Raw genomic sequence first — 26,678 nt, forward strand, 5'->3', positions numbered from 1 at the left:
TTGAATGGCGCACTCAGGTGCCGCCCAGATCCCGCAGCAGCCGAATGGCCGCGGGCGCGGTAAAGGCGGTGGAATGACCGGCACGATCGCCGCCTTCGATATCGCTGAGATCGATGATCTCGACCGGCAGGTTGCCCAGCCGCGAAGGATCCTGAATGGAACCCAGCCGCGAAGGTTTGCCGGTCAGGAAGGCCGCCAGACCCAGCGCCCTGTCTCGGGTCGAAACCATGATCATGAAGGGCTGCGGAAAGGGGCTGATCCGGCGGGACTGCCGCAAAAAGACGTCTTCGTCGATGTCCGGGCTGATCAGCGCCACGCCGGACAGTTGCCGCAAGGCTCCGCCCTTGCCCGAGATCGACATCTGGCGCAGCGTTTCCATCACCAGTTGGCCACCCATGGAATGTGCCACGATCAGGATCCGCCGACCGTCCGCCGCAAGCCCGGTCAACAACGATTCAAGATCGTCGCGGGCAAAGATCACGCTGTCGCGATCATAGACATAGCCCCGCGCATCCCCTGCCGACGGCCACGAGAAGGAAATCACCGGTACGTCGGTTTCATAATCATGCGCGATCTGCGCCAGACGATAGACCGCTTCGGCGTTGTTAACGTTGAACCCATGCACGAACAGCACCACGTCCTGTGCCGGACCAGCGCGCGGGATGTCCCGCAGAAAGGCATATTGGTTGGCGTACCGCTCGCCCGAGCGGGTGACGAAATGCAGCGCAGGATCGGGCGGATCGTGGCGGGGCCATTCGATCTGCCCCGGCTGGTGGACCGGCGGGATCGAGATGTCCAGTCGGCCATAACGCAGTTCTGTATCCCGCTCGGCACCAAAGCTGTGGTGCGGCAGCGCCTGCGACCCATCCCCGATCACCCGGCGGTCCGAGGCGACAAAGACCGGTTGCAAACTGGCCCCGAGGGCTGCGGGTTTGAACCCTGCGACCACGGTCACCGAGCCGCGCGGGCTGCAACCGATCAGCGCAAAACTCAGGACAAACAGGATCAGAACGCGGTTCATGAGGCGCACATAGCGCCATGCGGGCCTATTGGTCGACTCCAAAGTCATTCCATCTCACGAATCCGTGCGAATCCCGGGAATTGGCATAAATGCAACGCACAAAACCTTAATTTCATGCCGATTCGGAAACCGGCCTATCGCGGGATTCACATTGCCCCGCGGCTGTGTCAGACTCATGTCATACGCCCGCTGCAAGAGGCGTGATCGAGGCAGATAAATGACAACCCGTCGACCGCGGCCTTCGCTGGGGGCCCTTGTCTTCTTTACCGTGACGCTGAGCCTGTCGGCCTATTTCACCTTTGCCGCCGTGCAGGGGGATTTCGGGCTGTTTCGCCGTGCGGAAATCGCGGTGGAAGGGGACAGGCTGGAACGCGAGTTGCAAGAGCTGCGGGCCGAGGTCGCGCGGATGGAAAACCTCACGCACCGCCTGTCGGACGAGTTTCTTGACCTGGACCTGCTGGACCAACAGGCGCGCGATGTGCTGGGCCTGATGCGCAGCGACGAGATCGTCGTTCAGTAAAGCCGCCCGCCCCCGCGACAGGCGATCAGGCTTTACGCCGCCGGTCCCCGCGCCTAAGCTTCCTCAAAAGTAGTTCAGCCTTGAACAAGTGCTGGGGAGGAGACGGCATGGCAGCCCGCAAGACGACGACGAAACCCAATGTCTCGCCCGAGGAACTTACGCAGTTCTACCGCGACATGCTGCTGATCCGCCGGTTCGAGGAAAAGGCCGGCCAGCTTTACGGCATGGGGCTGATCGGCGGGTTCTGCCACCTGTATATCGGGCAGGAGGCCGTCGTGGTCGGGCTGGAGGCCGCTGCCGAGGAAGGCGACAAGCGCATCACTTCTTACCGCGATCACGGCCACATGCTTGCCTGTGGCATGGACCCGAACGGCGTCATGGCGGAACTGACAGGCCGCGAGGGCGGCTATTCCAAGGGCAAAGGCGGCAGCATGCACATGTTCAGCCGCGAAAAGCATTTCTACGGCGGGCACGGCATCGTCGGCGCGCAGGTGCCGCTGGGCGCCGGGCTGGCCTTTGCGGACAAGTACAAGGGCAATGGCCGCGTGACCTTTACCTATTTCGGGGATGGTGCCGCCAATCAGGGCCAGGTCTACGAGACCTTCAACATGGCCGCGCTCTGGGACCTGCCGGTGATCTTCGTGATCGAAAACAACCAATACGCCATGGGCACCGCGATGAAGCGGTCCACCTCGACGCCGGACATCTTCCATCGCGGCAATGCCTTCGGCATCCCCGGTGAAATGGTCGACGGCATGGATGTGCTTGCGGTCCGCGACGCGGGGCTGAAGGCGGTCAAACACTGCCGCGCGGGCAAAGGCCCCTATATCCTTGAGATCAAGACCTACCGCTATCGCGGGCATTCCATGTCGGACCCGGCCAAGTACCGAACCCGCGAAGAGGTGTCGAAGATGCGCGAGGAACGCGACCCCATCGACCACGTCCGCGAGATGCTGGTGCAGGGCGGCCATGCCTCCGAAGAGGATCTCAAGGCCATCGACAAAGAGATCAAGGCCGTGGTCAACGCCTCTGCCGAGTTCGCCCGCGAAAGCCCCGAGCCCGCCATGGACGAGCTTTGGACCGACATCTACGCGGAGGCCTGAGCGATGCCGCATTTCGAAATTCACGCCGCCGATCCGGCACGCGCCCGGCGGTTCTACGGCGGCTTGTTCGGCTGGCGTTTCTCGCCGATGCCCGGCGCGGAAGAAATCGACTATCACCTCGTGGACGGCGACAACCTTGGCGCGGATCTGACCGGGGGCATCATGAAACGCATGGATGCGGCCCCTGCCCCGCAGTCCCCGGTGCGCGGCTGCACCCTGACCTTCGAGGTGGCGGACTGCGATGACCGTTACCGCTGGGCGCTGGACAATGGCGGCGCCGAGGCATTGCCGCCCGCCGATTACCCCGGGATTGGCCGCGCGGCCTATGTCGAGGACGGCGAAGGAAACATTGTGGGCTTCATCACGCCCGAAACGCGGGGAGATTGACCGCATGGCAACCGAAATCCTCATGCCCGCCCTGTCCCCCACGATGGAGGAAGGCACGCTGGCCAAATGGCTGGTCAAGGAAGGTGATACCGTGTCCGCCGGCGACGTGATCGCCGAGATCGAAACCGACAAGGCCACGATGGAATTCGAGGCGGTGGACGAAGGGACCATGGGCCGGATCCTTGTGCCCGAGGGCACCCAGAACGTCGCCGTGAACACAGCCATCGCGGTTCTGGTCGAAGACGGCGAAACACTTGATGATGCGCCCGTGGCCACGGCGCCCCCGGCGCAGGCCACGGCGGCTGCCGAGGTGGCCCCGTCAGGGGCCGGCGAGAAAGCCGCAACCGCCCCCGCGCAACCTCTGCCCGAAACCCGGGTCGAACCAGACTGGCCCGAAGGCACCAAGACCAAGAAACAGACCGTGCGCGAGGCACTGCGTGACGCCATGGCCGAGGAGATGCGCGCTGACGGCGATGTCTTCCTCATGGGTGAGGAGGTTGCCGAGTATCAGGGCGCCTACAAGATCAGCCAGGGCTTGCTGGACGAATTCGGCTCCAAACGTGTGATCGACACGCCGATCACGGAACATGGGTTCACTGGCATCGGTGTCGGCGCGGCCTTTGGCGGGCTGAAACCGATCGTCGAGTTCATGACCTTCAACTTCGCCATGCAGGCGATGGACCAGATCATCAACTCCGCCGCCAAGACGCTGTACATGTCTGGCGGGCAGATGGGCTGTCCGATCACTTTCCGCGGCCCCAATGGCGCCGCCGCCCGCGTCGCGGCCCAGCACAGTCAGGATTACGCCGCTTGGTACGCGCATATTCCGGGTCTCAAGGTTGCCATGCCCTATAGCGCCTCCGACGCCAAGGGCCTGCTGAAATCCGCCATCCGCGATCCCAACCCGGTGATCTTCCTCGAAAACGAAATCCTCTACGGGCGCAGCTTCGAGGTCCCCGTGATGGAGGATTTTACCGTGCCCTTTGGCAAGGCCCGCATCTGGCAGGCCGGCACCGATGTGACACTTGTCAGCTTCGGCATCGGGATGACCTACGCACTTGAGGCCGCCGAAAAACTGGCCGAGGACGGCATCAGCGCCGAAGTCATCGACCTGCGCACGCTGCGCCCGCTCGACACGGCCACGGTCATCGCCTCGGTGCAAAAGACCAACCGCTGCGTCACCATCGAAGAAGGCTGGCCCGTGGGGTCCATCGGCAACCATATCTCGGCGGTCCTCATGCAAGAGGCCTTTGACTACCTCGACGCGCCGGTGCTGAACGTCACCGGCAAGGACGTGCCCATGCCCTATGCGGCCAACCTGGAACGCCACGCGCTGGTGACCACACCCGAGGTTGTCGCCGCCGCAAAGAAGGTCTGCTACCGGTGAACATGGCCTTTGCTACCGCGCCCCATAGCCGAACAGACCAGTAAGAGAGGACGGCCCGATGCCCACAGAAATCCTCATGCCCGCCCTGTCCCCAACGATGGAAGAGGGCACACTGGCCAAATGGCTGGTCAAAGAAGGTGACACGGTCTCGGCCGGTGACGTGATCGCCGAGATCGAAACCGACAAGGCCACGATGGAATTCGAAGCCGTCGACGAAGGCACCATGGGCCGGATCCTCGTTCCCGAAGGCACGGCAGAGGTCAGGGTCAACACCCCCATCGCCGTCCTGCTCGAAGACGGCGAAAACGCCGAGGATATTACTCAGCCCACGGCCAGCGCGCCCCAAACGCCGGCCCCGGCCACCGGAGAAGGCACGCCCAGAGAACCGGCCGAAGCGCCGCCGGCCCCGCGCAACGACGGCAACCGCGTCTTTGCCTCTCCCCTTGCCCGCCGCATCGCCGCTCAGAAAGGGCTGGACCTGGCGCAGATCGCCGGCAGCGGCCCGCGCGGACGCATCGTCAAGGCGGATGTCGAACAGGTCAGCGTCCCCCCGGCAGAACAGGGCACAGCACCGGTTTCACCCCCGTCCCCGACCCCGACGGCGCCCGCACAAACCGGCCCGCAACAGCCTGCCAGCGCCGATGCCGTGCTCAAGACCTACGCCGACCGTCCGCATACCGAGGTGCCGCTTGATGGCATGCGACGCACCATCGCCGCCCGCCTGAGTGAGGCCAAGCAAACCATCCCGCATTTCTACCTGCGCCGGGACATTCGCCTCGACGCCCTCATGGCTTTCCGCAAACAGTTGAACGACCAACTGGCCTCGCGCGGTGTGAAACTTTCGGTCAATGATTTCATCATCAAGGCCTGTGCGCAGGCGCTGCAAGAGGTGCCCGCCGCCAATGCGGTCTGGGCCGGCGACCGGATCCTGCAACTCACCCCGTCCGACGTGGCGGTGGCGGTCGCCATCGAAGGCGGGCTCTTCACGCCCGTCCTCAGGGATGCCCAGCAAAAGACGCTTTCGACCCTCTCCGCGGAAATGAAGGATCTGGCGGCCCGCGCCCGTGACCGCAAACTCGCCCCCCATGAATACCAGGGCGGCAGCTTTGCCATCTCCAATCTGGGCATGTTCGGCATCGATAATTTCGACGCGGTCATCAACCCGCCGCACGGGGCCATCCTCGCCGTAGGTGCCGGGGTCCGGAAACCGGTCGTGGCCGACGACGGCAGTCTGACGGTCGCCACAGTCATGTCGGTGACGCTCTCTGTGGATCACCGGGTCATCGACGGCGCCCTCGGCGCGGAACTGTTGCAAGCCATCGTGCAGGGGCTGGAAAACCCGATCGCCCTGCTGGCCTGACCGGCCTTTCTTCTGTCTCGAAATATCCCGGGGTGAATGCCGCGCCAGCGGCAGAGGGGCAGCGCCCCTGCCCCGAAACCAAAAGCGGCGCGCCCCAAGGGCGCGCCTCCGCTCAATCAAACCGGCAAGAACCTCAGCTCTGCCGCAGCAGCTGATCCATGCTGACCGCCGGTTGCGAACAGCCCGCCTCGCCCACCACCTTGGCGGGCACGCCAGCCACCGTCTTGCAGCGCGGCACCTCCTGCAAGACCACCGACCCGGCGGCAATCCGCGAGCAGTCGCCCACCTTGATATTGCCCAGAACCTTCGCCCCGGCCCCGATCAGAACCCCGTTGCCGATCTTCGGGTGACGGTCTTCTTCCTCCTTGCCGGTCCCGCCCAGCGTCACCGAATGCAGCATCGACACATTGTCGCCCACAACCGCCGTTTCACCAATAACGATGGAATGCGCGTGGTCGATCATGATACCTTTGCCGATGCGCGCCGCCGGATGGATGTCGATGCCGAAAACCTCGGACGATCGCATCTGGAAGAAATAGGCCAGATCCCGGCGGCCCTCTGTCCACAGCCAATGTGCCACCCGGTGCGCCTGTACTGCCTGAAACCCCTTGAAGAACAACAGCGGTTGCAGAAAGCGGTGGCAGGCGGGATCGCGTTCGTAGGTGGCGGTAATATCCGCACGTGCATCCAGCGCCAGTTCCGGAGCCGCGCCATAGGCCTCGTCACAGATTTCGCGCAGGATCTGCTCCGACATCTCGGGATTGGCAAGCTTCAACGAAATCCGGTAGCTCAGCGCCCTGTCTATCGAGGGATGGTGCAGGATCGAATAGTGCACCAAGCCGCCCAACAGCGGTTCGTCGATCACCGCCTTTTCAGCTTCGCTTCGGATGCGGGCCCAGACAGGGTCCAATTCCGCCAGATGTGCGCGCGTTTCGGCCATGGCTGTCCTCCTTTGACGCCGTGACCCTATCAGATAGGGTCACCGGATCGAAACGCAAATCCGTGATGAGGTGAATGACCGACATGGATGAGTCCGAAATTGCCCGATTCCGCAGGCAAATCGCCGTCCGGCTGATTGAACTGGACGACGAAGACGCCCTTGGTCGAGAGGGACAATCGACCGTTCAGCTTGACCAACAGGCCGTCGGGCGCCTGTCACGGCAGGACGCCCTATTGAACCAATCCATGGCCAAGGCCACGCAGGCCCGCCGAGATGCCTTGCGGCGCGCTCTTAGGGCCGCAAGGGACCGGATCGACAGTGGCACATTTGGCTATTGCGAGGAAAGTGGCGACAGCATCGCCCCCAAACGGCTGGACCTCGATCCCGCCGCCATACGCTGTATTTCCTGCGCCTCTGGTTGACCCCGCTCTCGCAGCGCCGCCATCACCGTGATCTGACAATGCAGAAAGTCCGAATCTTCAAAGCAGACTTCCCGCCCTTGCGGCCAGCCAAAGGCTGCCGCCATCAACGTCCCGTTGCCCCAGCGCGCATGGGCGCGCCCGGTCTGGCGACAATGCGCATCGGCGGCACTGGCGGCCTCGATCAGCCGCCGCGCCAATGCAGGTCGAGCGTCCGGCGGCACGGGCAACAAGGCCCGCGCCGCCGCGCTGACGTCGCCGGGCAGCACCGGCTTCACGCCGACAGCTCCAGAACGGCCGCAAGACCCGGCCCGTAGCGTTCCGAAACCTGCGCCACCGACAGGGTAAAGGCTCCGTTCAACCCGTCCTCGGCCTGTGCACCCGCACCATAAACCCAGACCGGCGCAAGAACCGTTTCCTCACGCACAACCGTATCGCCTTGGCGGACCGTGACCAGATAGGCCTCGCGCTCTTCGCCAAGTGGGACCTCGCTGCGTCCCCAGGCATCGCCTTCGATCCGCGTCCGGCGCACCCAATTGATCAACAGACCGCCGCCTTCGTCGCTGTACCCTCCCATCGGTTCGGCGCGCAGGTGGGCCGGTCGGTAAGGTCGCAAACCATTGCCGTCGAAGGCGTGACTGAGATGTTCATAGGCCGGATGATCATAGGTCTTGCCAGCGGGTCCGATCCTGAAATGCCGCTCCAGCCCCCGGTGCAGCGCCTTCAGACCGATCTGGGCAGGCGCCCCATCCAGAAGGACCACCCAGGATCCCACCGGCCAGACCTCTGGCATCAGGCCGTCACTGCCCGCCTGCCCCCGCAAGCGGTGAGACAGACGCCAGACTCCCTCGGAAACCAGATCAGCATCCCTGAACTGAAACAACTCCCAATTTCCGGGCGAGCCGTCACCGATCGCCATCAGGTTCGCACCTGACAGGAGCCCCGCGTCGCTGATCGACTGAAGCGTTCCGCTGGCCAAACGAACGTTCAGCCCAGCGCCCCGGTCGATCACACCGGGCCGCGCGGCGGGCAAGACGGTTTCGGTCAGGCCAATGACCGACTGGCGGGCAATGACATCGTTCAACGCATAATCCGAGTCCTGTGCCGCATCGTAAACGGCAACCGCCCCGGGCCATGGTACGCCGGTCAGCGCAATGTGCGGCGCATGGGGCACTTCGTCCCCGCTCATCAGCGGAAGATCCAGAAAGACGGGTGTCACAGGTACTGCGGGCGAAAAGGTCCGGATCGGAGCGCTCTCCTCTGGCATCCGTGAGGGCGTGAACACATCCGGTTCGATACGCACCGCATCGACAACCTGATGTTCCATGACCTCCACCTTGTCCACTCGCGCAAGGATCGGCCCGCTTTGCGAGGGCAGTCGCACAACATCCCCCGCGCCCAGCGCGAGTTTTGACGGAGGCAAGGCAAAACGCAAACTGTCCCGTGCAACCCGCGCCTCGGCCAGCCAACGCTCGGCCGTCTGCCTCCCTTCGCTTCGGGTCATGGCCAGCGGCAGGTCCGTTTCGGAAACGGCATGTGTGGCGTCATCGGGCAGGATCGCCTCCTCCGAAGCGACTTGATGATCTGCATCGGCCAAAACGAACTGGACCCGCACCCGTCCGGCCATCTCGGCTTCACTTGCGCGGATTTCCAGCACGTCCCCCTCGATCTCCTCGCTGATGGCAAGGTCTTCGCGTGACAGATCGACCGGGCCTTGCCCTCGCCGCATCCGGAATTCCAGAACGCCATCGCGTTCGACAGCATCGAAGCCATGGGCCAGCATCAAGGGCTGCAAGGCGCGCCGGGCGTCGGTTACTTGTGAAACGGCGTAACCCCGCGCGAACCCGTGTAGACGGCTGGTGTCGATCTCTGTCAAACCAACACGGGTGCAGATTTCCTCGACGACCGAGGCAAGGCTGCGGCCGGAAATCCGGCCATTCAGCCAATGTCCGCTGCGATAGTTCGGACCGTCCGACCACAAGTCGTCGTTCGCCGGGAACCAGGGATACGGCCGCGCGTCCCATGCCCAGACAAAACACCGCTCGAGATCCAGCATCGGCCCACCGTAAACTGACGAGACCGGATTGTGTTCCGCCTCCCCCCAGTAACCAAGCTGAGCCTTAATGTACTGTTGCTGGATCGCCTCGTCCCGCAGGCCGCTGGAGTAATGCGGCAGATCGGATTCCGAAGATTTCGGATCAAGGAACTTGTTGGGCTCGTTCGTGGCTTTGTCCAGGGCCGCACAGCCCAGTTCGGTGAACCAGATCGGCTTGGACTCAGGTTGCCATGTCGTTGGTTGTGCTTGCCGCACGCCGCCAACCCGTTCGTGATGGGCTTGCCCCCACCAATTCCGAATGTCCTTGAACCGCCAGACCCATGGTTCGCCATGCGCCCCGTCCAGGATCGGAGTTCGAACCTGCGCATCCCGATCGGCTTGCGAGGCATAGTACCAGTCATAGCCCTCGCCACCTTCGATATTGCTTCGCAGGTAGCCCAAGTCATGGATCGCACCCCAAGCGGCATCGGCATGAGCGTCACCATCACGCCAATCAGATAGCGGCATGTAGTTGTCGATCCCGACGAAGTCGATCTCGGTATGTGACCAAAGCGGATCGAGATGATAGTATAGGTCACCGGATCCGTCCTGCGGATGGTAACCGAAATACTCGGACCAATCGGCTGCATAGCCAATTTTCACATCGGGCCCCAACAGGACGCGGCACTCTGTTGCCAGAGCCTTGAGCGCTTCGACCGCGGCGAAGCCTGACGCGCCCCGGATCTGCGTCAATCCACGCATTTCAGACCCAATGCAGAATGCCGCCACGCCCCCTGCTACAGCACAGAGCGCCGCCTGATGCAGGATAAAGCGCCGATAGCTCCATTCGTCGGGACCGTTGTACGACACGGACGCCCCGGACAACGTAAAATCACTGGCGGCGGCAGTTCCGAAAAAACTCGCAACTTCTGCTTCGGCAGCCACCGTTTGGTCTGTTGATCCCGGTTGCCCGGGTGCCACGCCAAGGGTGATGCGACCGCGCCAAGGCAATTCCGGTTGATCCGCGCTCCCCGTCCACGGATCGGACCGGCCATTGCCCGCCATCTGATCCATCAGGATGAACGGATAATACATCACGGCCAATCCCTCGGCCTGCATCTTCTGGATGGCCTGTATGACCGAGGCATCCGCCGGCGTTCCGCCATAGACGGGCCGACCGTCCTGCAACGGCACTATCTGGGCTTCATCGCGCGAGATACCGGCAACGCTCCAGGGCATGGATTTCGCTTCGAAAGTGTCCTGTTCAACCTTCGGCCGTATCGTACAGTTGCCGCACCGCAAATCGTCGCCGAACCAACTCACGATCAACGAAGCCGCACCACAGTTCGGGGCTTCATCCGTGAGCTGCCTCAATGAGGTGACAAAATCGGGTTCCTCAGAAGGCGAACTGACATTCGCAACAGCCTGACCGTCCTCCCCGACACCAAAGGGATTCTGCAATGTCGCCCCGGCAAACCCCATGTAGACAGGCTCAGTGGCCAGTGCATACTCTCCGGTTCCAGGGATCATAGCGACCCCTCTCACCAAGTCCGGCACCTCGCCTTCCGACAAATCCGGGCGGGTGACTTCAAAACTGAATTGCGGCACACGATTGCCGAACCGCGACAACGAAAGGTCTTCGATGACGACATAGGCCGTCCCGCGATAGGCTGGCACAGTCCCCGGGCCTTCAACGGCTTCGATCTTGGGGTCTGGCAGTTGATCCTGCGTCCCGGAATACACCCGCATGTTCAATTCGGACACGGCGATTTCCGCGCCATCCGCCCAAACCCGGTTGACCGAGGTGATCTCTCCCTCGCACAGCGCCAGAGCAAGGCTCACGGAATAGCTGAACTCTCGCACGGTTGGCTGAACCGGGGCTCCCTTGCCTGAACCGCCGGACTCCTTGACCCGTTCCTTGAACTCGGTGGCCCAGATCACATGCCCGCCCACACGCATGCGGCCAAAGACCTGTGCAACCGGGGCACCCTCGCCGGCCCCCGTCAGCCGGAAACGGTCGATCTTGCCCGTCTCGACGGCTTCGGATCCGGCCCCAAGCAATCGCTGATCCAGCGTTCGACCGATGGACGCACCAATAAAGCGGCCAACAGCCGTCATTGACAGGCCCAGAACAGACCCGCCGATCGAACTGCCGATAGCCGCACCCGCGGCAGAAAGAAGGATCGTCGCCATCACTCAGTCTCCGTTGGTAGGGCAAAACGGGCCACGATGCGCCGCGCCCACGGCCCGCTCAGCGGGCTCTCGATCACGCCGTGCCCGGAATAGGCATGGATGAAACTGGCCTCGGGACCTGTCTCCGCCTGAAGCCCCACATGTTTCGCAATCGCCCCGTCCCGCATGCGGAACAACAGGACATCCCCGGCCTTGGCGTCCTCGGACGGCTTGGGTGTCAGGTTGCGCATGGCCGCCCGCCACAGGCGTTCATCGCCCTGCGGTTCCGACCAGTCCATACTATAGGCGGGCACCCGTTCGGGCTCGTCACCGATCAATTCCCGCCAGACACCGCGCAACAAGCCAAGACAATCGCAACCTGCGCCTTTACACGACGCTTGATGAACATACGGCGTGCCAATCCAGCCTCGTGCCGCCGCGACCACCCTTGTCATCTGCGGCTCCCTCCATTCAGGCGTTTGGCATAGCTGGGATGAACCGTGATCCAATCCTCTTCGGGCAGATCGGGGAACCCGCGAAAATTCAGCTGGTTGCCAAATTTCAGGCGGCAGGTTCCGAACCGCTTGTCACAACCGGCGGTCAGTCGAACTTGGTCGCCCGCTTCAATGGCCACGCGGAGCGGTTCCCAAACCTCGATAACCCGCGCGCCATCGCTTCGCTGAAAGTCTTGCTTGATTGCGGCCGCAATTCCCTGCCCGGCACCGCTCAGCAGTTCGAGCTTGCCGCGTTGGAACCAACCTGTTGCAAAACCGGCAAGCGCGCCCACCAGAAATGCCCGGTTGTCCTCCACGGAAACCAGCGCCCCCTCGTGAACGTAGCCTCCCGCCAACAGGTCGAAGCCACAATCACGATCTCCAAGAACCGCAGTACACGGGCGTTGATAGACACGCCCAACAGGACGGTTCAGCGCCTCGGTCAGTCCGCGCAACTCTGCGTGAAAAGCGCCATCGCCCCGGCGAATTTCACCGATGGTTCCGCGAAACAGGATGCGGCGGGCGGAAACATCCGCCCAATTCACCAGCCAAGCGACGACTTCGGCACCATCATAGCGTCCCGCCGCAATGTCCAACTCACTGATCGCATTTGCGCTGAGGGCTCCCATGGCTTCGGTATTGTCGACCGATAGACCCGTGGCTTGGCTCAATGCCCGGGCTGACAAACCGCTATCGGCCCGAAACACCAGACCGTCAAAGCTCAAGTCCCGATCGTGGTCGGTGAACCCCAACCGCTGTCCGTCTTTCCGCGTCAAGGCCCAAGCTCGGGCGACCGTGGTCAGGCCAGCTTGCAGATGCGTGTCAAGTTCCGCCGCCCCCATCAGACCCGGACCTCCACAACAGGCACGTCCGGCACTTGCCCCGCATTGAAGGCGCTCGCACTGACATGGATGCGGTCCGTGTCGAACCGCACCGGCACATCAAAAACGAATCCTGCCCGAACATCCTGTCCGACGCCGGGTGCTGTCTCCAAGGTCACAATACCAGTGGCCTCATCCACCGAGAAACCAGCCCCTTCGGTCAAACCAATCCCGTCCACCTCGATCAGGACCGTCCCGACCACCGGCTTTGTCACCGGACGCGCATAGTTTGCCCCTCCCGAGGAATAGGTCTTGGTCAGTTGAAAAGCTTGCGTTGCCCCATCACCGGTGCCAATCAGCTGATCCGCAGAGGAAGGCGTCTGCGATGGTGCGCAGGACTTGAAGTCTGCCCAGTCCTTCCAGCGAAACCCAAACAGTTGCCCTTGGCGCGCCTCGAAAAACGCAATCAATTCGGCAAGGTCATCCAGAGACCGCAAACCCAGTCCCGCATCGTACCGGCGCCGCGAATGCGCCCAAGGTGTGTTGCGTTCTTCAAAGCCCGAAGTCAGCGTCACGATATCCGTCCGCCGCTCAGGACCTCCAACCGAACCAAAGCTCAGGTCGGTTGGAAATCTCACTTCGTGGAAACTCATGTCTTCCTCCTCAGCGGTTTCGTGCGCCACGGCTCAGCGCCTGACTCATGCGGGCTGCGATCTGGCTTTGGCTGCGCTGAAAACTCGCCGCATCCGGGGTCGAAATGTTCATGACAATCGACACCGGCGCCTGTCCGCCGCCCTGGGCGCGGACACCCAATTTGCCGTCCGCGCCCCGGGTCAGCGGCATGATCGCTTCTGGCCCGGCTTCGCCCATAAGCCCGGTTCCGCCGCGCATCGGGAAAAATGTCGGACTGTTGACAACGCCGCCATTGGCAAAAGGCATCACGCGCCCCTGTGCAAACCCGGCGCCGTCCGCAAACGGCGCATATCCACCGAACATTCCTGAAACCGCGGACGACAACAGCCCGCCCACATGATTGGCCACCGGAGCGACAGCCGCTTTCCAAGCCGCGTCGATCATGGACTGTGCGACGGTCTTCAGCGCGTCGGACAGTTTCATCCCATCCAACACAACTCCGTCGATTGCCTTGGCCACGCCGCGACTCAGGGTGGCTTCCAACTTGGCAGCGCCGCGACCGGTGGCGGAAAATGTCTCGTGGATCCGCTTCAATTCGGCGTCGAACTGTGCCGCCATGCCGATCGCGCCGCCCAGAGAGGTCTCCAGTGCATCAACCTGCACTTCAAGATCGTCGATCATGTCACTCATGTTCCGTCACCTCGCGTGTCGTCGGGAAAGGCAGCCATCAGTTCGGTCAATCGACCGTGGTCCATTGGTTTAGAACCACCACCTTCGCCCAGCATCAGTTGCAATTCGGCCGGGGTCAGCGCCCAGAATTCCCAAGGTTTGAGCCCAAGCCCCCGCATTCCGGCGCGCATCAATGAAGGCCAGTCAAACCCTGCCATCACTGCTCTCCGGCAACATGAAGGCCCGCGCCAAGAGCTCTGCGGCCGCGCGCGCCGCCGCCATGGGACCGCCTTCGATATCGGAGGCCAAAAGATCCGACGCTCGGCCCGTCCAGCCACCGCCGCGCAAACCCGCAACGATCAGGGCCAGCACGTCCCGCGTGCTAAAGCCACCGGTTTCGAACCGTTGGACAAGTTCGACCAGCGAACCGCTGTCCAACCCTGCTTCGAGTTCGGCCAAAGCTCCCAGCGTCAGCCGCATCTCGCGGCTCTGGCCATCTATGACCAGAACCACATCCCCCCGCCACGGATTGCCCATCGTCAGACCGCCGTGAAGCTCAGGGCACCTGCCGAGGCCAGAGAAAGTTCATAGGTGGCCTCGCCATTGTGCGACCCCGCATATTCGATGCCAGTCACCTGAAACGCGCCTTCGACGGTGCCGAAATCCGGGATGATGACCTGAAAATCCGGTGTCTGGCCGTCAAAAAAGATCTGTCGCGCGCGTTCATCCGTTGCGCCATCCTTGAACACACCAGAGCCGCTCAGGCTGGCCGATTTGACGCCTGCTCCCGCCAGTAGCTCACGCCAGCCACCCGTGGATTCCAACGTAGTTACGTCGACCTGTTCGGCGTTAAAGCTGATGCGCGTCGCGCGCAGTCCTGCCAATGTTTCGAACGTGCCACCCACGTCCACCTTGATCAGAAGGTCCTTACCGTTCTGTGCCGCCATTGCTTTCACTCCTGCGAAAATGTCATTTCAGTCCGGGCCCCGATCAGGGCGCCCCGTTGTCTTCGACCCTTGCGCGAAAACTCAGATCGATCCGCCGCAACCCGCGGCTTTCGCGTCCGGCCTTGGCCTTCTGGAACCAAAGGCCCACCAAGACGCCACGGCTGAGTGTCAGATCCGCGCCATGCAGCGCGTCGCTGACAGCGGCCGCAGCTTCCTTGGCGGTTTGAAACCCCGCATTCGCGGTAACCACCGAAACAATGAACTCGTGCCAGGCGCCATTGCCGCCCGTATCGCTGGCGTCGCGCGCCTTCTCTGGCCCCAGGGCGACGTAGATCGGCGGAACGGCCCCGGTCGGCAAAGCATCGTATATGTTCCCGCCCACGATCGCGCCCAGCGCTGAATTGGCCTGCAACCGGGCATAAACCGCCGCCTGCAAGGCCGCAGAAACTCCGTAGCTCATGGCGCGACCTCCTCTTGGCATTGGCAAATCAGGTAGAGGCCACCGGGCTCTTCTTCGGTTACGGCTTCGATCCGAAAGACCCGCGTGCCCATCCGAAACCTCTGCCCCGGCTCGGGGCGGCTGCTGTGCCCTTGCGGGGCGCCGCGCGTCACGATCTTGAATCCGCCAACCGAAACCGCGCCGGTTTCGCCATTGGTCAGTCGCCCGGTTCGCGGCTTGACGCTGGCCCAAAGCGTGCCCAGCGCGACCCAGACCTCTTGAAATCCGCCAGCCCCATCGCTCACCCGGTCAGGGGCTTCCAGCTCTAGACGTCGGTTCAAAACCCGCCTCATGCGCCCAGCCCCATGCGCACGGGTCGATAACGGGCGATCAAACTGGTAACACCAAAGGGCATACAGCCCTGTCCCAGCGCGGTGTCGGCCCGGTATTCGTAGTAATGCGACGCCAGCATCAGGACCGCTTGTTTCAGATCCTCGGGGACGGCTTCGAAACTGGCACCATAGCCCGCGTCGAACCTGATTTCGACCGATCCGCCGGTTGGAACCGAAGGCAGCAGGGTCGACATTGGACGGAGCCGCGCCGCAAATGCATCCTTCTGCAAACGATAAGTCGACGGATCCAGCCGGGTTGCGACACCATAGGCGTCAATGATCGAGACCTCGTTGACCGATTGAACCGGGGCTACGGGCAGCTTCTGTTCGCTCCGCGAAGCCCAATCGTCGATTGTCATCAGGAACCCGCGGGCGATCAGCGCCTTGCTAGTCCGCCCCTCGATTGCTGCAAGGGCGGCGCGCAAAAACGAGACCAGAACCGGATCCTGCAAGTCGCCTTCGGCAAAACCGCTGCCGATCAGCAGGTGATCCTTGAGGGCATCAACCGGCAGAACCGCATCCGATACCAGGGTTTCTTCCACCAACATCATGTTTCTTCTCCGAATTCCTCGACCATCCCTTGTCCGCCAGGCGGTCGGGCGCGCGCCGCCCAGGCTGCACGGGCGGAGGGGTAGCTGGACAACATGAACAGGCGCGCGCCCTCAGAGAGACGGACCACGCGGCCCGCCTCCCATCTCATGGCCGGGGTCAGCTGACGGCGATACGGGCCAGCTTGATCGCGGCAAAATCGCTCACGTCGCCGCCCACGCGCTTGGAGGCGTAGAACAGGACATGCGGCTTGGCGCTGAAGGGATCGCGCAGAACACGCAGGTCCGGACGTTCGGCCACGGTGTAGCCAGCGCCGAAATCGCCGAAGGCCACCGGGAAGGCATCCGCAGCAACGTCGGGCATGTCCTCGACAATAAGGACGGGATAGCCCAGCAGGCGCGACGGTTCGCCAGCCGCAAGACCATCGGTCCACAGGTGGCGGCCATCATTGTCCTTCAGCTTGCGGATTGCCGCAGCGGTCTTGGAGTTCATGACGAAGCTCGCGTTCGGACGATAGCGCGCGTCCAGCGCGTAGGTCAGGTCGATCAGGAAATCGCCGTCCCCCAGATCGCTGGCAGCCCCCGAAGGCACATAGCCCAGCGATCCCCAGCTCCACACGTCATTGTCGACGGTCGCATGGGTCAGAAAACCGGTCGGTTTGTCGACACCATCGCCGTTGACAAAGGCAGACGCCTCGGCACGCACGAACTTGTCAGCGATCCGCGACGCCAGCCAGCCTTCGACGTCAAAGGCCGAGTCGTCCAGAAGGCGCTGCGACACCTTCGGCATGGCGTTCAGTTCGAACAGCGGGATCGAGATGCGTTCGATGGTGGGCGTGCCTGTCTCGGCGGTGGCCGAGGTTTCGTTGGCCCAGCCCGCGCCGGTGTCATTCAGGTCGATCAGCACGTCGAACGACGAGGCGTCCACGTTCACGACGTTGGAAATGGCGCGGATCGACACCTTCGAATCCAGCTTGGACTTGATGATGTCCGCGGTCTGCGGATCCACCAGGAATCCGCCGTCCGAGTTGATCGCCGTGGACATGGCCTTGCCTTCCAGCTCGATCCCGCGCAGGGCGTCGTCATCGCCGGTGCGAAGGTAGGCGTCAAAGGCCTTCTGGTGGGGGGCTTCGACCTCGGTCCGGGTCGAAAGCACCGGACGGTTCGCTTGCGCGGTCTTGTGATCCAGCATCGTCAGTCGCTCTTCCTGTTTCTGAAGCTTCTCTTCAAGGGTGGCCTGAAGGGCCTTGTAGTCCCCGATCAGTCCCGCCATCGCGGCACTCACCCGGGCGACCGGAGACAGATCTTCCCCGGTCCGAGACTTGGTCTCGGTTTCGCTCATCCTTGGTTCCCTCATGAGTGGCGCGCGTCAGCCGCCCGCCAGGTTGTGGCGCATGGCCTCAAGGGCCTCCGCCAGGTCACGCAGGGCGGTGTCGTCCGGGGTTTCCCCCTTGGACGCCACCCGCGCACTGGGCAGCATCGGAAAGGTCACCAGTGACACCTCCCAAAGCTCCAGTTCCGTCAGGACACGATGGCCCTTGTCGTTCTTTGCCGCCTTCAGCGTCCGGTACCCGATCGACAGCCCGTCGATCGCACCGGCCTCGATCAGCGCCGCCGCCTCGCGGCCCTTTTCGACACTGTCCAGCAGACGGCCTTTGACGTAGAGGCCGCGCTCGTCTTCGCGCACCTCGTCCCAGATGCCGATCGGTTGCGCCGGGTCATGCTGCCACAGCATCTTGACCGCGCGCCCCTCTTCGGTCAGCCGCTGTAGCGACCGGGCATAGGCTCCTTTCGCAACCACATCGCCGCCCTGATCGCAGGCACCGAACAACGAGGCATAGCCTTCGATCCGCCGTCCATCGACCGTCACATCCGCGTCAAAGCGGCTGAACTTGTGTTCAAGCTCCATCCTACATTCCTTTCCTTGGATCCGGGTTTCCGCCGGCAAAGCCCTGCGGCCTGTTCGCAAAACGGTCCCGGTCAGGGCGCCGCGGACAGCAACCCCTGAAAGACATCTGCAAGGATCGCCGCGGCCACCCCGTAGACCGTCAGCCACAATCGCCGTTCCAAGCGTTCCATCAGCGTTTCAAGCCGCTGGAACCGGTCGGTCAGCGCATCGAATTGCAACTTGCTGACCCGTTCATGCGCCTCCAGACGCAGGCCCGGCGCACAGGCAAAGGACTCGTGCCGCGATCGCAACTCAGTCACCGCTCTGCTCCTCCATCTCGGCCGGCAGTCCCAGCATCCGGCGCTTTTCCACCGGGGTCAGGAAATCGGCCTGCGCAACGCGGTTCCACTGGGCATCACGCTCGGCGGCAAGGGCGGGCACTTGGTCAAGATCCGGCCCCAGAACCACCTCCTCGCCGATCCAGTTCGACAGCCAGCGGCCAACGCTGTTCGTGACCTTGGTCGCCAGAGGCAAAACCGTCTGCCGATAAAAGGCGCGGTGCGCCTCGGCATAATTGGCGTAGGTCGCCTCGCCGGGGATCCCCAGCATCATGGGCGGGACTCCGAATGCCACCGCGATCTCGCGCGCGGCGGATTCCTTGGTCTTCTGGAACTCCATGTCCGAGGGCGAAAACCCCATCGGCTTCCAGTCCAGTCCTCCTTCCAGCAGCATCGGACGGCCCGCATTCCGGGCCCCTTGATGATGCATCTCCATCTCTGCCTGAAGCCGGTCGAACTGTTCCGGGCTCAGTTGCCCCTGGCCATCGGCCCCGGTCCAGACGATGGCTCCTGATGGACGCGCAGCATTGTCCAACAGCCCCTTGGACCAGCGTGACGCGGCATTGTGCACATCCACCGCCTGCGCTGCTGCCTGCAAAGGCGACAGGCCATAGTGGTCATCTTGCGGGTGAAAGGCCTTGATGTGACAGACCGGGGTCACACTGCCCGTCACGCCAAACCGATGTTTGCGCCCGCCCACCGCATATTCATAGGCCACGGGCCAGCCATCCGCCCCCGGCACCACGCTCATCCGGTCACTGCGCAAGACGTGCAACTCGAAAGGCAGCCCGCTTTCGCCCGCCACGGCCTCGACATAACCGTCCCCGGACAGCAAAAGTTGACCGTACAGCGCCTCGAACAGTTCGGCGCGGCCCTGGCCAGGGTTCGGAGCCGCCACCAGTTTCAGGATCGGATGCTCGGCATAGCGCGTCGCATTGTCCTGCAAAACCAGCGGCAGCGCCGCCGCCGCCTCGGCGATCAGCTTGACCGCACGAAACCCGACCGGGTTCCCGGCAAAGGCCTGCTTGGTCAGCGATACCGTGTCCCGCGGGCTCCACGCCACGCGACCGCCATTCAGATGCGCCACCAGCCGACCGGTGGCCGAGGCCTTGGCCTCGGGCGCGGTCTGCGCCCCCGCATCCTGTCCGCCCCGCCGCAGAAAATCGAATACCATGCCAAGTCGCTCCTTGTTCCCATCCGGCCCAGCGGCCCGCACCCGTCCCGTCCGCGCGGGGCCACCGGCCCGCCCGCCGCAGAGAGTTTCGTTTTCAGATCGTTCCGAAGGTTGCCCACCTCCGTGTCTCGTGAAGGACACTAGGCCCGGCGCCTTAAAACCGTGTCACACCACCGTCCGGCCCTTGCGCAACACCACCGCGCGGCGCGCCGGCCATGCCCCGGCGCGCCGCGTGACCGGGCTCACAAGACGCGCACCTGCGGCACACGCCGCACCGCAGGCCGGTCCAGCATCAGTTCGGTCAACGCCCAGACCAGCGCATCCACCCGGTCAGGGCTGCCCGCGCCTTCAAACCCCTGCGACGTCATCAGGCACATCTGCGCCTCGACCTCGTCCAGCCCGCGCGCATGTTTCACCCGACCCTGTTCGTAAAGCGCCGCCACCGGTTCTGCCCGCACGGATTTGCCGCGCGTCGCGTGCACCGCCTTGAAGGCCACGTAGGGATCAATCTGCCGCAAGGTCGTTTCCACCATATCGCCGCCCTGATTGACCTCGCCCACGATGCGATCTGCCTCCCATCGACGGGCCGCATCGATTGCCGCCTCGGCCCATCCGGTAGGCGACAGCCCCTGAACCGAGGCATCCTCCAGAACATAGGCCCGCCGGTCCCGCGGATCCTCGGCTTCGACGATGCCCGCGACCACGATACCGCAAGCGTCGGCGCGCGGCCCGGATCCGGCAGGCGGATCCACTGCTACCACGATCCGGTCCAGATCGGGCTGCCGCCCCGCCCGCGCCCCGTCAAGGATCTCACGTGTCCACAGCGCCCCGTCCACCTGATCCAGCAGGATGCCGTCCAGCTCTTGCAACCCCAACGATTGCCCGGCGTACCGCGCGCGGACTTCTTCGAGGAACGAGGCCGCAAGATGCGCCCGGTTCGCCTCGGTTTTGGCGTGGGTCGAAACGGTGGACGAAAGCTCCAGCAGCTCCTTCAGTACATCCACATTGCGCGGCGTGGTCGTGACGCAAACTCGCGGCGACGACCCCAGCCGCAGACCAAACTGCAACATGTCCCAGACGTCCCGCGCTTTTTTCCATTTCGCCAGTTCGTCCGCCCAGGCGCCATCGAACTGAGGCCCCCGCAGCGCTTCGGGATCCTGCGCGGAAAAAATCGTCGCCTCGGCGCCATTTGGCCAGATCAGAGTGCGGCGCGACTGGATGAACCTCGGCTTTCTGTCCGGTGGCGTACAGGCCATGATCCCGCTGTCTCCCTGGATCATCACCTCACGCGCCTGGTCATAGGTTTCGCCGATCAGCGCGATCCGCCGGCACCTGCCCCGGTCCAGCGGTTTCGGACCTTCGACCTGTGCCCGCACCCATTCCGACCCAGCGCGCGTCTTGCCCGCACCCCGCCCGCCCAGGATCACCCAGGTCCGCCAATCGCCCTCTGGCGGCAACTGGTGCGGATGCGCCCAGAATTCAAAAAGATAGGGGAGCGCAAGGCGCTCCCCCGGGGTCATGTCATTCAGGAACCTGTCCTTCAGCACAGCAGGCGCGGAGGCTATCCAGACGGCACCCGATCGCAAGTCGGGCCGCTTCGAGGTCGACGCCGTAGACGTCACAGATTCCCTCTTCCTTTCGGATGATTTCTTCAAGTTCCAACTCCGTTTCCCGGGCTGCGCGCAGCCAGTATCTCAACTCGCCCAAGGCGCCACTCGCCTCGGACTTCTTCGCGATGTCCCCTTTCTTGGCCCTGTCCTGCAGCTCGCCGATCTGGTCGACGAGTTCCGCAATCGTTTCCGTTGCCCGGTCACGTTGTCTGCGCAGTCGTTCACACCGCTCGTTGGCGATGATGAGGATGCGCTGTTCTTCTGTTTTCTGCTCTGCACTGCTCATGCTCGACACCTTTTTTGCCTGTAGGTTGCCCCTCCAAGGTGGCAGGGCACGAAAAACGGCCCCAAGGGGTCACCCCGGGGGCCGCTTGCCGTACCTCGTCCAGCATGTCACAGACCATACGTCCGACCGTTCGCTGGGTCAATCCAGCCTGCGGGCGCAACCAATTGATTTCGTTAACACTTCCGAACCCCGACTTAACAGGCGGAGAAGCGGGTTGCCGCGCCCCGGCGGCTCTGGCAAGAGTTTTGCAAGAAAGGACAACCACATGCCCCAGCTCTCGACCCGCATCTCAACCCTCAACGAAGGTGGCTCTGACGGGTGGGAGGTGTTCTACCGCGCCCGCGCCATGGCCGCCGCCGGACAGCCGGTCACCGAACTGACCATCGGCGAACATGACATCGGTACGGACACGTCCATCCTCGACGCGATCCATGCGGCGGCGACCGGCGGCCATACCGGTTATGCCATGGTTCCTGGTGTTTCGGGGCTGCGCAAGGCCGTGGCCGACCGGGTAACCGCGCAATCCGGCGTGCCGACCTCGCCGGAAAACGTGCTGATCACCCCGGGCGGACAGGCCGCCCTTTTTGCAGCGCACATGGCGGTTCTGACTCCGGGTGACGCGGCGCTTTATATCGATCCCTATTACGCCACCTACCCCGGCACGATCCGCGCCGCATCAGGCAAGGCCGTTCCCGTCCGGACCGAAGCCGCCCGCGCCTTTCTCCCCGAAGCTCAGGCCATCGCCGAGGCTGCGCGACAGCACAAGGCCCGCAGCCTGCTCATCAACACGCCGAACAATCCCACCGGGGTCGTCTATCCCCGTGCCACCATCGAAGAGATCGCGCAGGCCAGCATCGACAACGATCTCTGGCTGATCTCGGACGAGGTCTATGACACGCAGGTCTGGAACGGTGAACACCTCGGTCCGCGCGCCTTGCCGGGCATGGCAGAACGCACGCTTCAGATCGGCTCCATGTCGAAAAGCCACGCCATGACCGGGTCACGTGTCGGCTGGATCGTCGGACCTGAAACCGCCATCTCGCGACTGATCGACCTTGCCACGGCAACAACCTACGGCGTGCCCGGCTATATTCAGGACGGCGCGCTCTTTGCGCTTCAGCAAGGCCCTGAACTGGAAGAAAAAATCGCCGCACCCTTCCGCCGTCGCCGTGATCTGGCGATGAAAATCGTCGCCGAACAGAACACCGTCACCGCGCTGCCTGCGGACGGTGCCATGTACGTCATGCTCGACATCCGTGCGACGGGCCTCTCGGGCCGCGACTTCGCCGAAGCCTTGCTGGATGAACACCTGATCGCCGTCATGCCGGGCGAAAGCTTTGGCCGCTCTGCCGCCGGACATATCCGCGTAGCGCTCACAGTCGAGGACAACCGCCTTGCCGAGGCGCTGCGCACACTTTGCGCCTTTGCCGATGCCAAGGCCCACGCCGATGCCTGACAGCTTTCGCCAGATGCATCGCCCGGGCGATCCTTTCATCCTTGCAAACGCATGGGACGCGGGATCGGCCAAGATGCTGGTGGCCATGGGGGCACGCGCCATCGCGACCTCCTCTGCGGCGCACGCCTTTACCCTTGGACGGCCCGACATGGGCACCATCACCCGGGACGAGGCTCTGACCCATGCGCAGGATCTGGTTGCCGCCGTCGATGTACCGGTCTCGGGGGATTTCGAAAACGGCTTTGGCGAAGCGCCCGAAACCTGCGCGGAAACCGTTCGGCTCGCGGCAGAGATCGGCCTTGCCGGGATCTGTATCGAAGACACCGCGCTGCCCGGCGACGCCCCCTATGAGGCGGCGCTTGCCGCGGAACGCATCCGTGCGGCCGCTGCGGCTGCACGCGCCTTGCCGGGGGATTTCGTTCTGGTGGCCCGCGCCGATGGTATCCTGACCGGCCAGTACGATACCAAGACGGCAATTGCCCGCATCCAGTCCTTCGAAACCGCCGGTGCCGATGCCGTCTATGTGCCCGCACCGCCCTCGATGGAGGATCTGGGCCGCTTGGTAAAGGCCACCGCGCTGCCGTTCAATGCGCTGGTCGCCGGACCCTACGCTACCTGTTCGCGCGCAGAATTTGCCGCGCTCGGCGTCGCCCGCCTCTCGCTTGGCTCCGCATTGGCCCGCGCGACTTGGCGCACCATCCACGACGCCGGTCAGCAAATGTTCGGCGAAGGCCGCTTTGACAACCTGTCGAACGCCCTGCCCTTTGCCACCGTTAACCCCATGCTGACATGAGCGGCACGCCTATCTCAACCATTCGCAACCTTGGCCCCGCCTTTGAAAAATCCTTGCAGGCAGCGGGGATACCGGATGCCGAGTCGCTGCGCGCCATTGGCGCGCACGAAGCGTATCGGCGACTGCTGAAAAATGGCGAACGCCCGCATTTCATCGGCTACTACGTCCTGCACATGGGGTTGCAGGGCCGTCCGTGGAACGATTGCAAAGGGGCCGAAAAAGACGCCCTGCGGGTCCAGTTCGACACCCTCAAGGCAGAAACCGGCGCCGCGCCGCTGGCCGGGTTGGAAAAGATCCTGAACGAGATCGGCGTCATCGAACGCCCCAAGCCGCGCCCCTAACGCAACTCGCGGATCGGCATGTCCGCCGGAAAGGCCATCCATGGCCTCAGTGGCATCTGCCCAAGGGTCACGCCGCCCATCTCGATGCGCATCAACACCGCCCCGCCACCGGTCTCGCGCACGGCACAGTCGATGGTGAACAGCTCTCCGAACTGTACGGCCCAACCGTCCGGCACGGTCCGAACCTCACCCCATTCGCCTTCAAGCTCCCAGTCGTTGACGGCAAATTCCATGCGGGGGTCATCCGCCAGCCAGCGCACGCCGCCCTTGCAACTGCGGATCAGGTTGCCTTTGTTCAGGCTTGGCCGCTTGTCTGTGATCACCCAGATATCCCATCCGGCGGCCTTTTCGATCGTGTCGATCTCCAGAAAATCTTCGCCGCGATGAACCAGCATCTCTGCCATCAACGAACGTGGAAACCGGTTGATCGGTGTCCCCAGATGCGTGTGATCCAGATCCCCGGCGATCCGGGCCATGGCGTCCACGGCAATATCAAAAGCCCGGCTGACCGTGGCGGCGGTATAATTGCCCTCGCCGATCTCCAGCCTTGGCGCGTGAAACCCCAACCGCGCCGAAGGATGGATCAACCGCATGTTGTAGATGTCTTCGTAGGCACCAAAGGTCCCGCCCATGAAGGCAACGGCACAGGCGCTCAGGCATTCGCCCCCCTGCGGGACGACCGTGGCCGTGAAATGCCCTGCCAGGATCTGCGCCAGCTTCACCCCCTCGTCCAAGCTGCCCCCCGGGCTGTCAAGGCACAGGGAAGGACTGCGGTCGTCGAACTCCAACGGGAACAGATCTTCCAGCATCTGTTTCAAACGCGCCGCATCCCCGGCCTCGATCCGGCCACCAAGCCGCAGCGAACAAGCCCCGGCCTCGATTTCCTCGAAGGTAAAGGTGCGGTCCTGTACCAAGGTAATCTCGGCCGCCCGCAGGTGCGGCGGCATCAGGACAAGGGCAACGATCACCGCGAAAAGGCGCATCTGAAATCTCCGGGGTCAAAACAATTGGCCATGATCCTCGGCCGCCAAGAGATAACCTGTCAACGCCGCAGGGCTTGCCGCCCCAACGCAAAAGGGCCGCCCAAACGGACGGCCCCTTCGAAAAATCGTTCTGAACCGGCTTAGCCGACCAGTTCGAGACCCGAGAAGAAGAAAGCGATCTCTTCCTTGGCGGTTTCCGGTGCGTCGGAACCGTGGACCGAGTTTTCGCCAACCGATTCGGCGAACTCGGCGCGGATGGTGCCGGGGGCCGCGTCGGCGGGGTTGGTTGCGCCCATGACTTCGCGGTTTTTCAGGATGGCGCCTTCGCCTTCCAGAACCTGCACGACAACCGGCTCGGACGCCATGAACTCGCACAGTTCGTCATAGAAGGGACGCTCGGCGTGCACGGCGTAGAACTGGCCGGCCTGCGCCTTGGTCAGCTGGATGCGCTTCTGAGCGACGATGCGCAGACCTGCGTCTTCGAACTTGGCATTGATCTTGCCGGTCAGGTTACGCTTGGTTGCGTCGGGCTTGATGATCGACAGGGTGCGTTCGGTGGCCATGGGACTTCTCCTGGTTTGACACATGCAGGCCGGCTCACCCGGCCCCGATTGCGCGCGGCGTTAGCATGGGCACGAAAGTTTGGAAAGGGGGTTGGGGCGCGGGGCGTGCGCGCTGTCCCTCCCCTGCACGCGCGTTACACCGGCAAGAAACGAAAGGCCTCACCCTCCTGCGCGACCTTGCCCAGCCCGGGAAAGGCAAAATGGGTCGCCGCGATTGTCACGCCGCTATTGGCACAGGCGGTCAGCATGGCCTTCCGTGTCTCTGCCGCCTGCGCGGCGTCGCTGTCCAACGCATAGCCGATCTCCGGGTTCGCAAACTGCAAATCCTCGGAAATGACCGCATCGCTGACGATCAACACCGCATCTTTCCCCTCGCCCAGCCGCAGCCCGCAATGGCCGGGTGTGTGACCGGGCAAAGGTTCGAACCTCACGCCCGCTGTCAATTCGCCCGAACCGTCATGCAAAACGACACGATCCGCAAAGCCTGCGGCCACTTGCTGGATCATCAGGATCATCGGACGCTGATCCTCGGGCACCGCATCGGCCAGCCCGTCCTGCGTCCAGAACTCCCATTCGGCCCGCGCAACGTGGATGCGCGCCTCGGGAAAGGCCGCTCTGTCCGCCAGTCCGCCAATATGATCGGCGTGCATATGGGTCAACACGATGTCCGTCACGTCCTCGGCCCGAAGATCGTCCCACGCCTGTCCTGTCTGCGGGAACATCTGCCGCAGCGCCTCGGCTGACCCGGTGTCCACCAGGATGCGCCGATCGCCCGCTTTGATGAACCAGAGATTCGCACCGATGGAACGTGTCGCTTCCTGCGCGGCGGCAACCTCCTCCGGCAGATTGAAGAAGTAGCCGGACGGCAGGGTAAAGCCACCGTCGTTCAGTACGGTCATTTCAATGTCACCAAGGCTCAGCTTGTGTGTTTCGGTTGTCATGTCGGTCTCCGATAAAGG

At 63.4% G+C, this 26,678-nt stretch carries 32 protein-coding genes; 9 read left to right on the forward strand and 23 right to left on the reverse strand.

What is annotated here, in order from left to right; all coding sequences use genetic code 11:
- Positions 1 to 13: 13 nt before the first annotated feature.
- Entirely contained in the window at positions 14 to 1,021 is a 1,008-nt protein-coding gene (locus tag KJP30_RS05015) for an alpha/beta hydrolase (RefSeq protein WP_218447889.1), read from the reverse strand.
- Positions 1,022 to 1,238: 217 nt separating this feature from the next.
- Here KJP30_RS05015 and KJP30_RS05020 point away from each other — a divergent pair, with 217 nt between their 5' ends.
- From KJP30_RS05020 to KJP30_RS05040, 5 genes are all read left to right on the forward strand, one after another.
- Positions 1,239 to 1,541 carry an FtsB family cell division protein gene (locus tag KJP30_RS05020; protein ID WP_218447890.1) on the forward strand — a complete coding sequence of 101 codons (303 nt, stop codon included), beginning with the start codon at positions 1,239 to 1,241 and terminating at the stop codon, positions 1,539 to 1,541.
- 107 nt (positions 1,542 to 1,648) lie between these two features.
- Positions 1,649 to 2,644 (forward strand): pyruvate dehydrogenase (acetyl-transferring) E1 component subunit alpha, encoded by a 996-nt coding sequence (gene pdhA, locus KJP30_RS05025; protein ID WP_218447891.1) that lies wholly within the window; start codon positions 1,649 to 1,651, stop codon positions 2,642 to 2,644.
- A gap of 3 nt (positions 2,645 to 2,647) precedes the next feature.
- On the forward strand, positions 2,648 to 3,031 hold the full coding sequence (locus tag KJP30_RS05030) for a VOC family protein (RefSeq protein ID WP_218447892.1): 384 nt from the start codon (positions 2,648 to 2,650) through the stop codon (positions 3,029 to 3,031).
- A gap of 4 nt (positions 3,032 to 3,035) precedes the next feature.
- Positions 3,036 to 4,418 (forward strand): pyruvate dehydrogenase complex E1 component subunit beta, encoded by a 1,383-nt coding sequence (locus KJP30_RS05035; RefSeq protein WP_218447893.1) that lies wholly within the window; start codon positions 3,036 to 3,038, stop codon positions 4,416 to 4,418.
- Between the two features lie 58 nt (positions 4,419 to 4,476).
- A complete protein-coding gene (locus KJP30_RS05040) occupies positions 4,477 to 5,778 on the forward strand; it encodes a pyruvate dehydrogenase complex dihydrolipoamide acetyltransferase (protein ID WP_218447894.1) in 1,302 nt (433 codons plus the stop codon).
- A 133-nt stretch (positions 5,779 to 5,911) separates the two neighbouring features.
- Here the strand turns inward: KJP30_RS05040 and cysE are convergent, their stop codons facing one another.
- Entirely contained in the window at positions 5,912 to 6,718 is an 807-nt protein-coding gene (cysE, locus tag KJP30_RS05045) for a serine O-acetyltransferase (protein ID WP_218447895.1), read from the reverse strand.
- An 83-nt stretch (positions 6,719 to 6,801) separates the two neighbouring features.
- Between cysE and KJP30_RS05050 the strand changes: the two genes are divergently transcribed.
- Entirely contained in the window at positions 6,802 to 7,140 is a 339-nt protein-coding gene (locus KJP30_RS05050) for a TraR/DksA family transcriptional regulator (protein WP_218447896.1), read from the forward strand.
- On the opposite strand, the gene KJP30_RS25245 is transcribed toward KJP30_RS05050, so the two are convergent.
- From KJP30_RS25245 to KJP30_RS05135, 18 genes are all read right to left on the reverse strand, one after another.
- Positions 7,050 to 7,415 carry a DUF7742 family protein gene (locus KJP30_RS25245; RefSeq protein WP_485020612.1) on the reverse strand — a complete coding sequence of 122 codons (366 nt, stop codon included), beginning with the start codon at positions 7,413 to 7,415 and terminating at the stop codon, positions 7,050 to 7,052. The two genes, KJP30_RS05050 and KJP30_RS25245, sit on opposite strands and share 91 nt — an antisense overlap.
- Complete coding sequence (locus tag KJP30_RS05055) at positions 7,412 to 11,365, reverse strand: baseplate multidomain protein megatron (RefSeq protein ID WP_218447897.1); 3,954 nt, start codon at positions 11,363 to 11,365, stop codon at positions 7,412 to 7,414. Before KJP30_RS05055 ends, KJP30_RS25245 begins: the two co-directional genes overlap by 4 nt.
- Complete coding sequence (locus KJP30_RS05060; RefSeq protein ID WP_218447898.1) at positions 11,365 to 11,799, reverse strand: NlpC/P60 family protein; 435 nt, start codon at positions 11,797 to 11,799, stop codon at positions 11,365 to 11,367. Before KJP30_RS05060 ends, KJP30_RS05055 begins: the two co-directional genes overlap by 1 nt.
- A complete protein-coding gene (locus tag KJP30_RS05065) occupies positions 11,796 to 12,680 on the reverse strand; it encodes a phage/gene transfer agent baseplate hub protein (RefSeq protein ID WP_218447899.1) in 885 nt (294 codons plus the stop codon). Before KJP30_RS05065 ends, KJP30_RS05060 begins: the two co-directional genes overlap by 4 nt.
- Positions 12,680 to 13,312, reverse strand: a complete 633-nt coding sequence (locus tag KJP30_RS05070; RefSeq protein ID WP_218447900.1) for a DUF2460 domain-containing protein — start codon at positions 13,310 to 13,312, stop codon at positions 12,680 to 12,682. The genes KJP30_RS05065 and KJP30_RS05070 overlap by 1 nt, the downstream gene beginning before the upstream one ends.
- A 10-nt stretch (positions 13,313 to 13,322) precedes the next feature.
- Positions 13,323 to 13,982 carry an RcGTA-type gene transfer agent tail tape measure protein gene (locus KJP30_RS05075; RefSeq protein WP_218447901.1) on the reverse strand — a complete coding sequence of 220 codons (660 nt, stop codon included), beginning with the start codon at positions 13,980 to 13,982 and terminating at the stop codon, positions 13,323 to 13,325.
- A complete protein-coding gene (locus KJP30_RS05080; protein ID WP_218447902.1) occupies positions 13,979 to 14,179 on the reverse strand; it encodes a rcc01693 family protein in 201 nt (66 codons plus the stop codon). The genes KJP30_RS05075 and KJP30_RS05080 overlap by 4 nt, the downstream gene beginning before the upstream one ends.
- Positions 14,166 to 14,498, reverse strand: coding sequence for a gene transfer agent family protein (locus tag KJP30_RS05085; RefSeq protein WP_218447903.1), 333 nt, complete (start codon positions 14,496 to 14,498; stop codon positions 14,166 to 14,168). The genes KJP30_RS05080 and KJP30_RS05085 overlap by 14 nt, the downstream gene beginning before the upstream one ends.
- Before the next feature lie 2 nt (positions 14,499 to 14,500).
- Entirely contained in the window at positions 14,501 to 14,908 is a 408-nt protein-coding gene (locus tag KJP30_RS05090) for a phage major tail protein, TP901-1 family (RefSeq protein ID WP_218447904.1), read from the reverse strand.
- Positions 14,909 to 14,951: 43 nt separating this feature from the next.
- Positions 14,952 to 15,368 (reverse strand): DUF3168 domain-containing protein, encoded by a 417-nt coding sequence (locus KJP30_RS05095; protein ID WP_218447905.1) that lies wholly within the window; start codon positions 15,366 to 15,368, stop codon positions 14,952 to 14,954.
- Positions 15,365 to 15,700, reverse strand: a complete 336-nt coding sequence (locus KJP30_RS05100) for a head-tail adaptor protein (protein ID WP_218447906.1) — start codon at positions 15,698 to 15,700, stop codon at positions 15,365 to 15,367. The genes KJP30_RS05095 and KJP30_RS05100 overlap by 4 nt, the downstream gene beginning before the upstream one ends.
- The gene (locus KJP30_RS05105; RefSeq protein WP_218447907.1) at positions 15,697 to 16,290 is read right to left on the reverse strand and encodes a head-tail connector protein; all 594 of its coding nucleotides are present in this window, start codon (positions 16,288 to 16,290) and stop codon (positions 15,697 to 15,699) included. Before KJP30_RS05105 ends, KJP30_RS05100 begins: the two co-directional genes overlap by 4 nt.
- Positions 16,291 to 16,447: 157 nt before the next feature.
- Positions 16,448 to 17,629, reverse strand: a complete 1,182-nt coding sequence (locus tag KJP30_RS05110; RefSeq protein ID WP_218447908.1) for a phage major capsid protein — start codon at positions 17,627 to 17,629, stop codon at positions 16,448 to 16,450.
- 27 nt (positions 17,630 to 17,656) lie between these two features.
- The gene (locus tag KJP30_RS05115; protein ID WP_218447909.1) at positions 17,657 to 18,196 is read right to left on the reverse strand and encodes an HK97 family phage prohead protease; all 540 of its coding nucleotides are present in this window, start codon (positions 18,194 to 18,196) and stop codon (positions 17,657 to 17,659) included.
- Positions 18,197 to 18,267: 71 nt separating this feature from the next.
- Positions 18,268 to 18,495 (reverse strand): GTA head formation protein, RCAP_rcc01685 family, encoded by a 228-nt coding sequence (locus KJP30_RS05120; protein WP_218447910.1) that lies wholly within the window; start codon positions 18,493 to 18,495, stop codon positions 18,268 to 18,270.
- Complete coding sequence (locus KJP30_RS05125) at positions 18,488 to 19,687, reverse strand: phage portal protein (RefSeq protein ID WP_218447911.1); 1,200 nt, start codon at positions 19,685 to 19,687, stop codon at positions 18,488 to 18,490. The genes KJP30_RS05120 and KJP30_RS05125 overlap by 8 nt, the downstream gene beginning before the upstream one ends.
- 242 nt (positions 19,688 to 19,929) lie before the next feature.
- The gene (locus tag KJP30_RS05130) at positions 19,930 to 21,207 is read right to left on the reverse strand and encodes a DNA-packaging protein (protein WP_218447912.1); all 1,278 of its coding nucleotides are present in this window, start codon (positions 21,205 to 21,207) and stop codon (positions 19,930 to 19,932) included.
- Between the two features lies 1 nt (position 21,208).
- Positions 21,209 to 21,583, reverse strand: coding sequence for a hypothetical protein (locus tag KJP30_RS05135; protein WP_218447913.1), 375 nt, complete (start codon positions 21,581 to 21,583; stop codon positions 21,209 to 21,211).
- A gap of 265 nt (positions 21,584 to 21,848) precedes the next feature.
- Between KJP30_RS05135 and KJP30_RS05140 the strand changes: the two genes are divergently transcribed.
- The 3 genes from KJP30_RS05140 to KJP30_RS05150 are packed head-to-tail and all read left to right on the forward strand — an operon-like array spanning position 21,849 to position 24,173.
- Positions 21,849 to 23,039, forward strand: coding sequence for a pyridoxal phosphate-dependent aminotransferase (locus KJP30_RS05140; RefSeq protein WP_218447914.1), 1,191 nt, complete (start codon positions 21,849 to 21,851; stop codon positions 23,037 to 23,039).
- Positions 23,032 to 23,832: an isocitrate lyase/PEP mutase family protein gene (locus KJP30_RS05145; protein ID WP_218447915.1), complete on the forward strand. Its 801-nt coding sequence runs from the start codon at positions 23,032 to 23,034 to the stop codon at positions 23,830 to 23,832. Before KJP30_RS05140 ends, KJP30_RS05145 begins: the two co-directional genes overlap by 8 nt.
- Positions 23,829 to 24,173: a TfoX/Sxy family protein gene (locus KJP30_RS05150; RefSeq protein ID WP_218447916.1), complete on the forward strand. Its 345-nt coding sequence runs from the start codon at positions 23,829 to 23,831 to the stop codon at positions 24,171 to 24,173. The genes KJP30_RS05145 and KJP30_RS05150 overlap by 4 nt, the downstream gene beginning before the upstream one ends.
- On the opposite strand, the gene KJP30_RS05155 is transcribed toward KJP30_RS05150, so the two are convergent.
- The 3 genes from KJP30_RS05155 to KJP30_RS05165 all read right to left on the reverse strand — a co-directional run bounded on the left by KJP30_RS05155 (position 24,170) and on the right by KJP30_RS05165 (position 26,660).
- On the reverse strand, positions 24,170 to 25,156 hold the full coding sequence (locus tag KJP30_RS05155; protein ID WP_218447917.1) for a COG3904 family protein: 987 nt from the start codon (positions 25,154 to 25,156) through the stop codon (positions 24,170 to 24,172). The two genes, KJP30_RS05150 and KJP30_RS05155, sit on opposite strands and share 4 nt — an antisense overlap.
- A gap of 140 nt (positions 25,157 to 25,296) precedes the next feature.
- Positions 25,297 to 25,719: a nucleoside-diphosphate kinase gene (gene ndk / locus KJP30_RS05160; RefSeq protein ID WP_218447918.1), complete on the reverse strand. Its 423-nt coding sequence runs from the start codon at positions 25,717 to 25,719 to the stop codon at positions 25,297 to 25,299.
- A 134-nt stretch (positions 25,720 to 25,853) separates the two neighbouring features.
- On the reverse strand, positions 25,854 to 26,660 hold the full coding sequence (locus KJP30_RS05165) for an MBL fold metallo-hydrolase (protein WP_218447919.1): 807 nt from the start codon (positions 26,658 to 26,660) through the stop codon (positions 25,854 to 25,856).
- Between the last annotated feature and the right edge of the window lie 18 nt (positions 26,661 to 26,678).

It is taken from the genome of Antarctobacter sediminis, from assembly GCF_019218285.1.
GTDB lineage: Bacteria > Pseudomonadota > Alphaproteobacteria > Rhodobacterales > Rhodobacteraceae > Antarctobacter > Antarctobacter sediminis.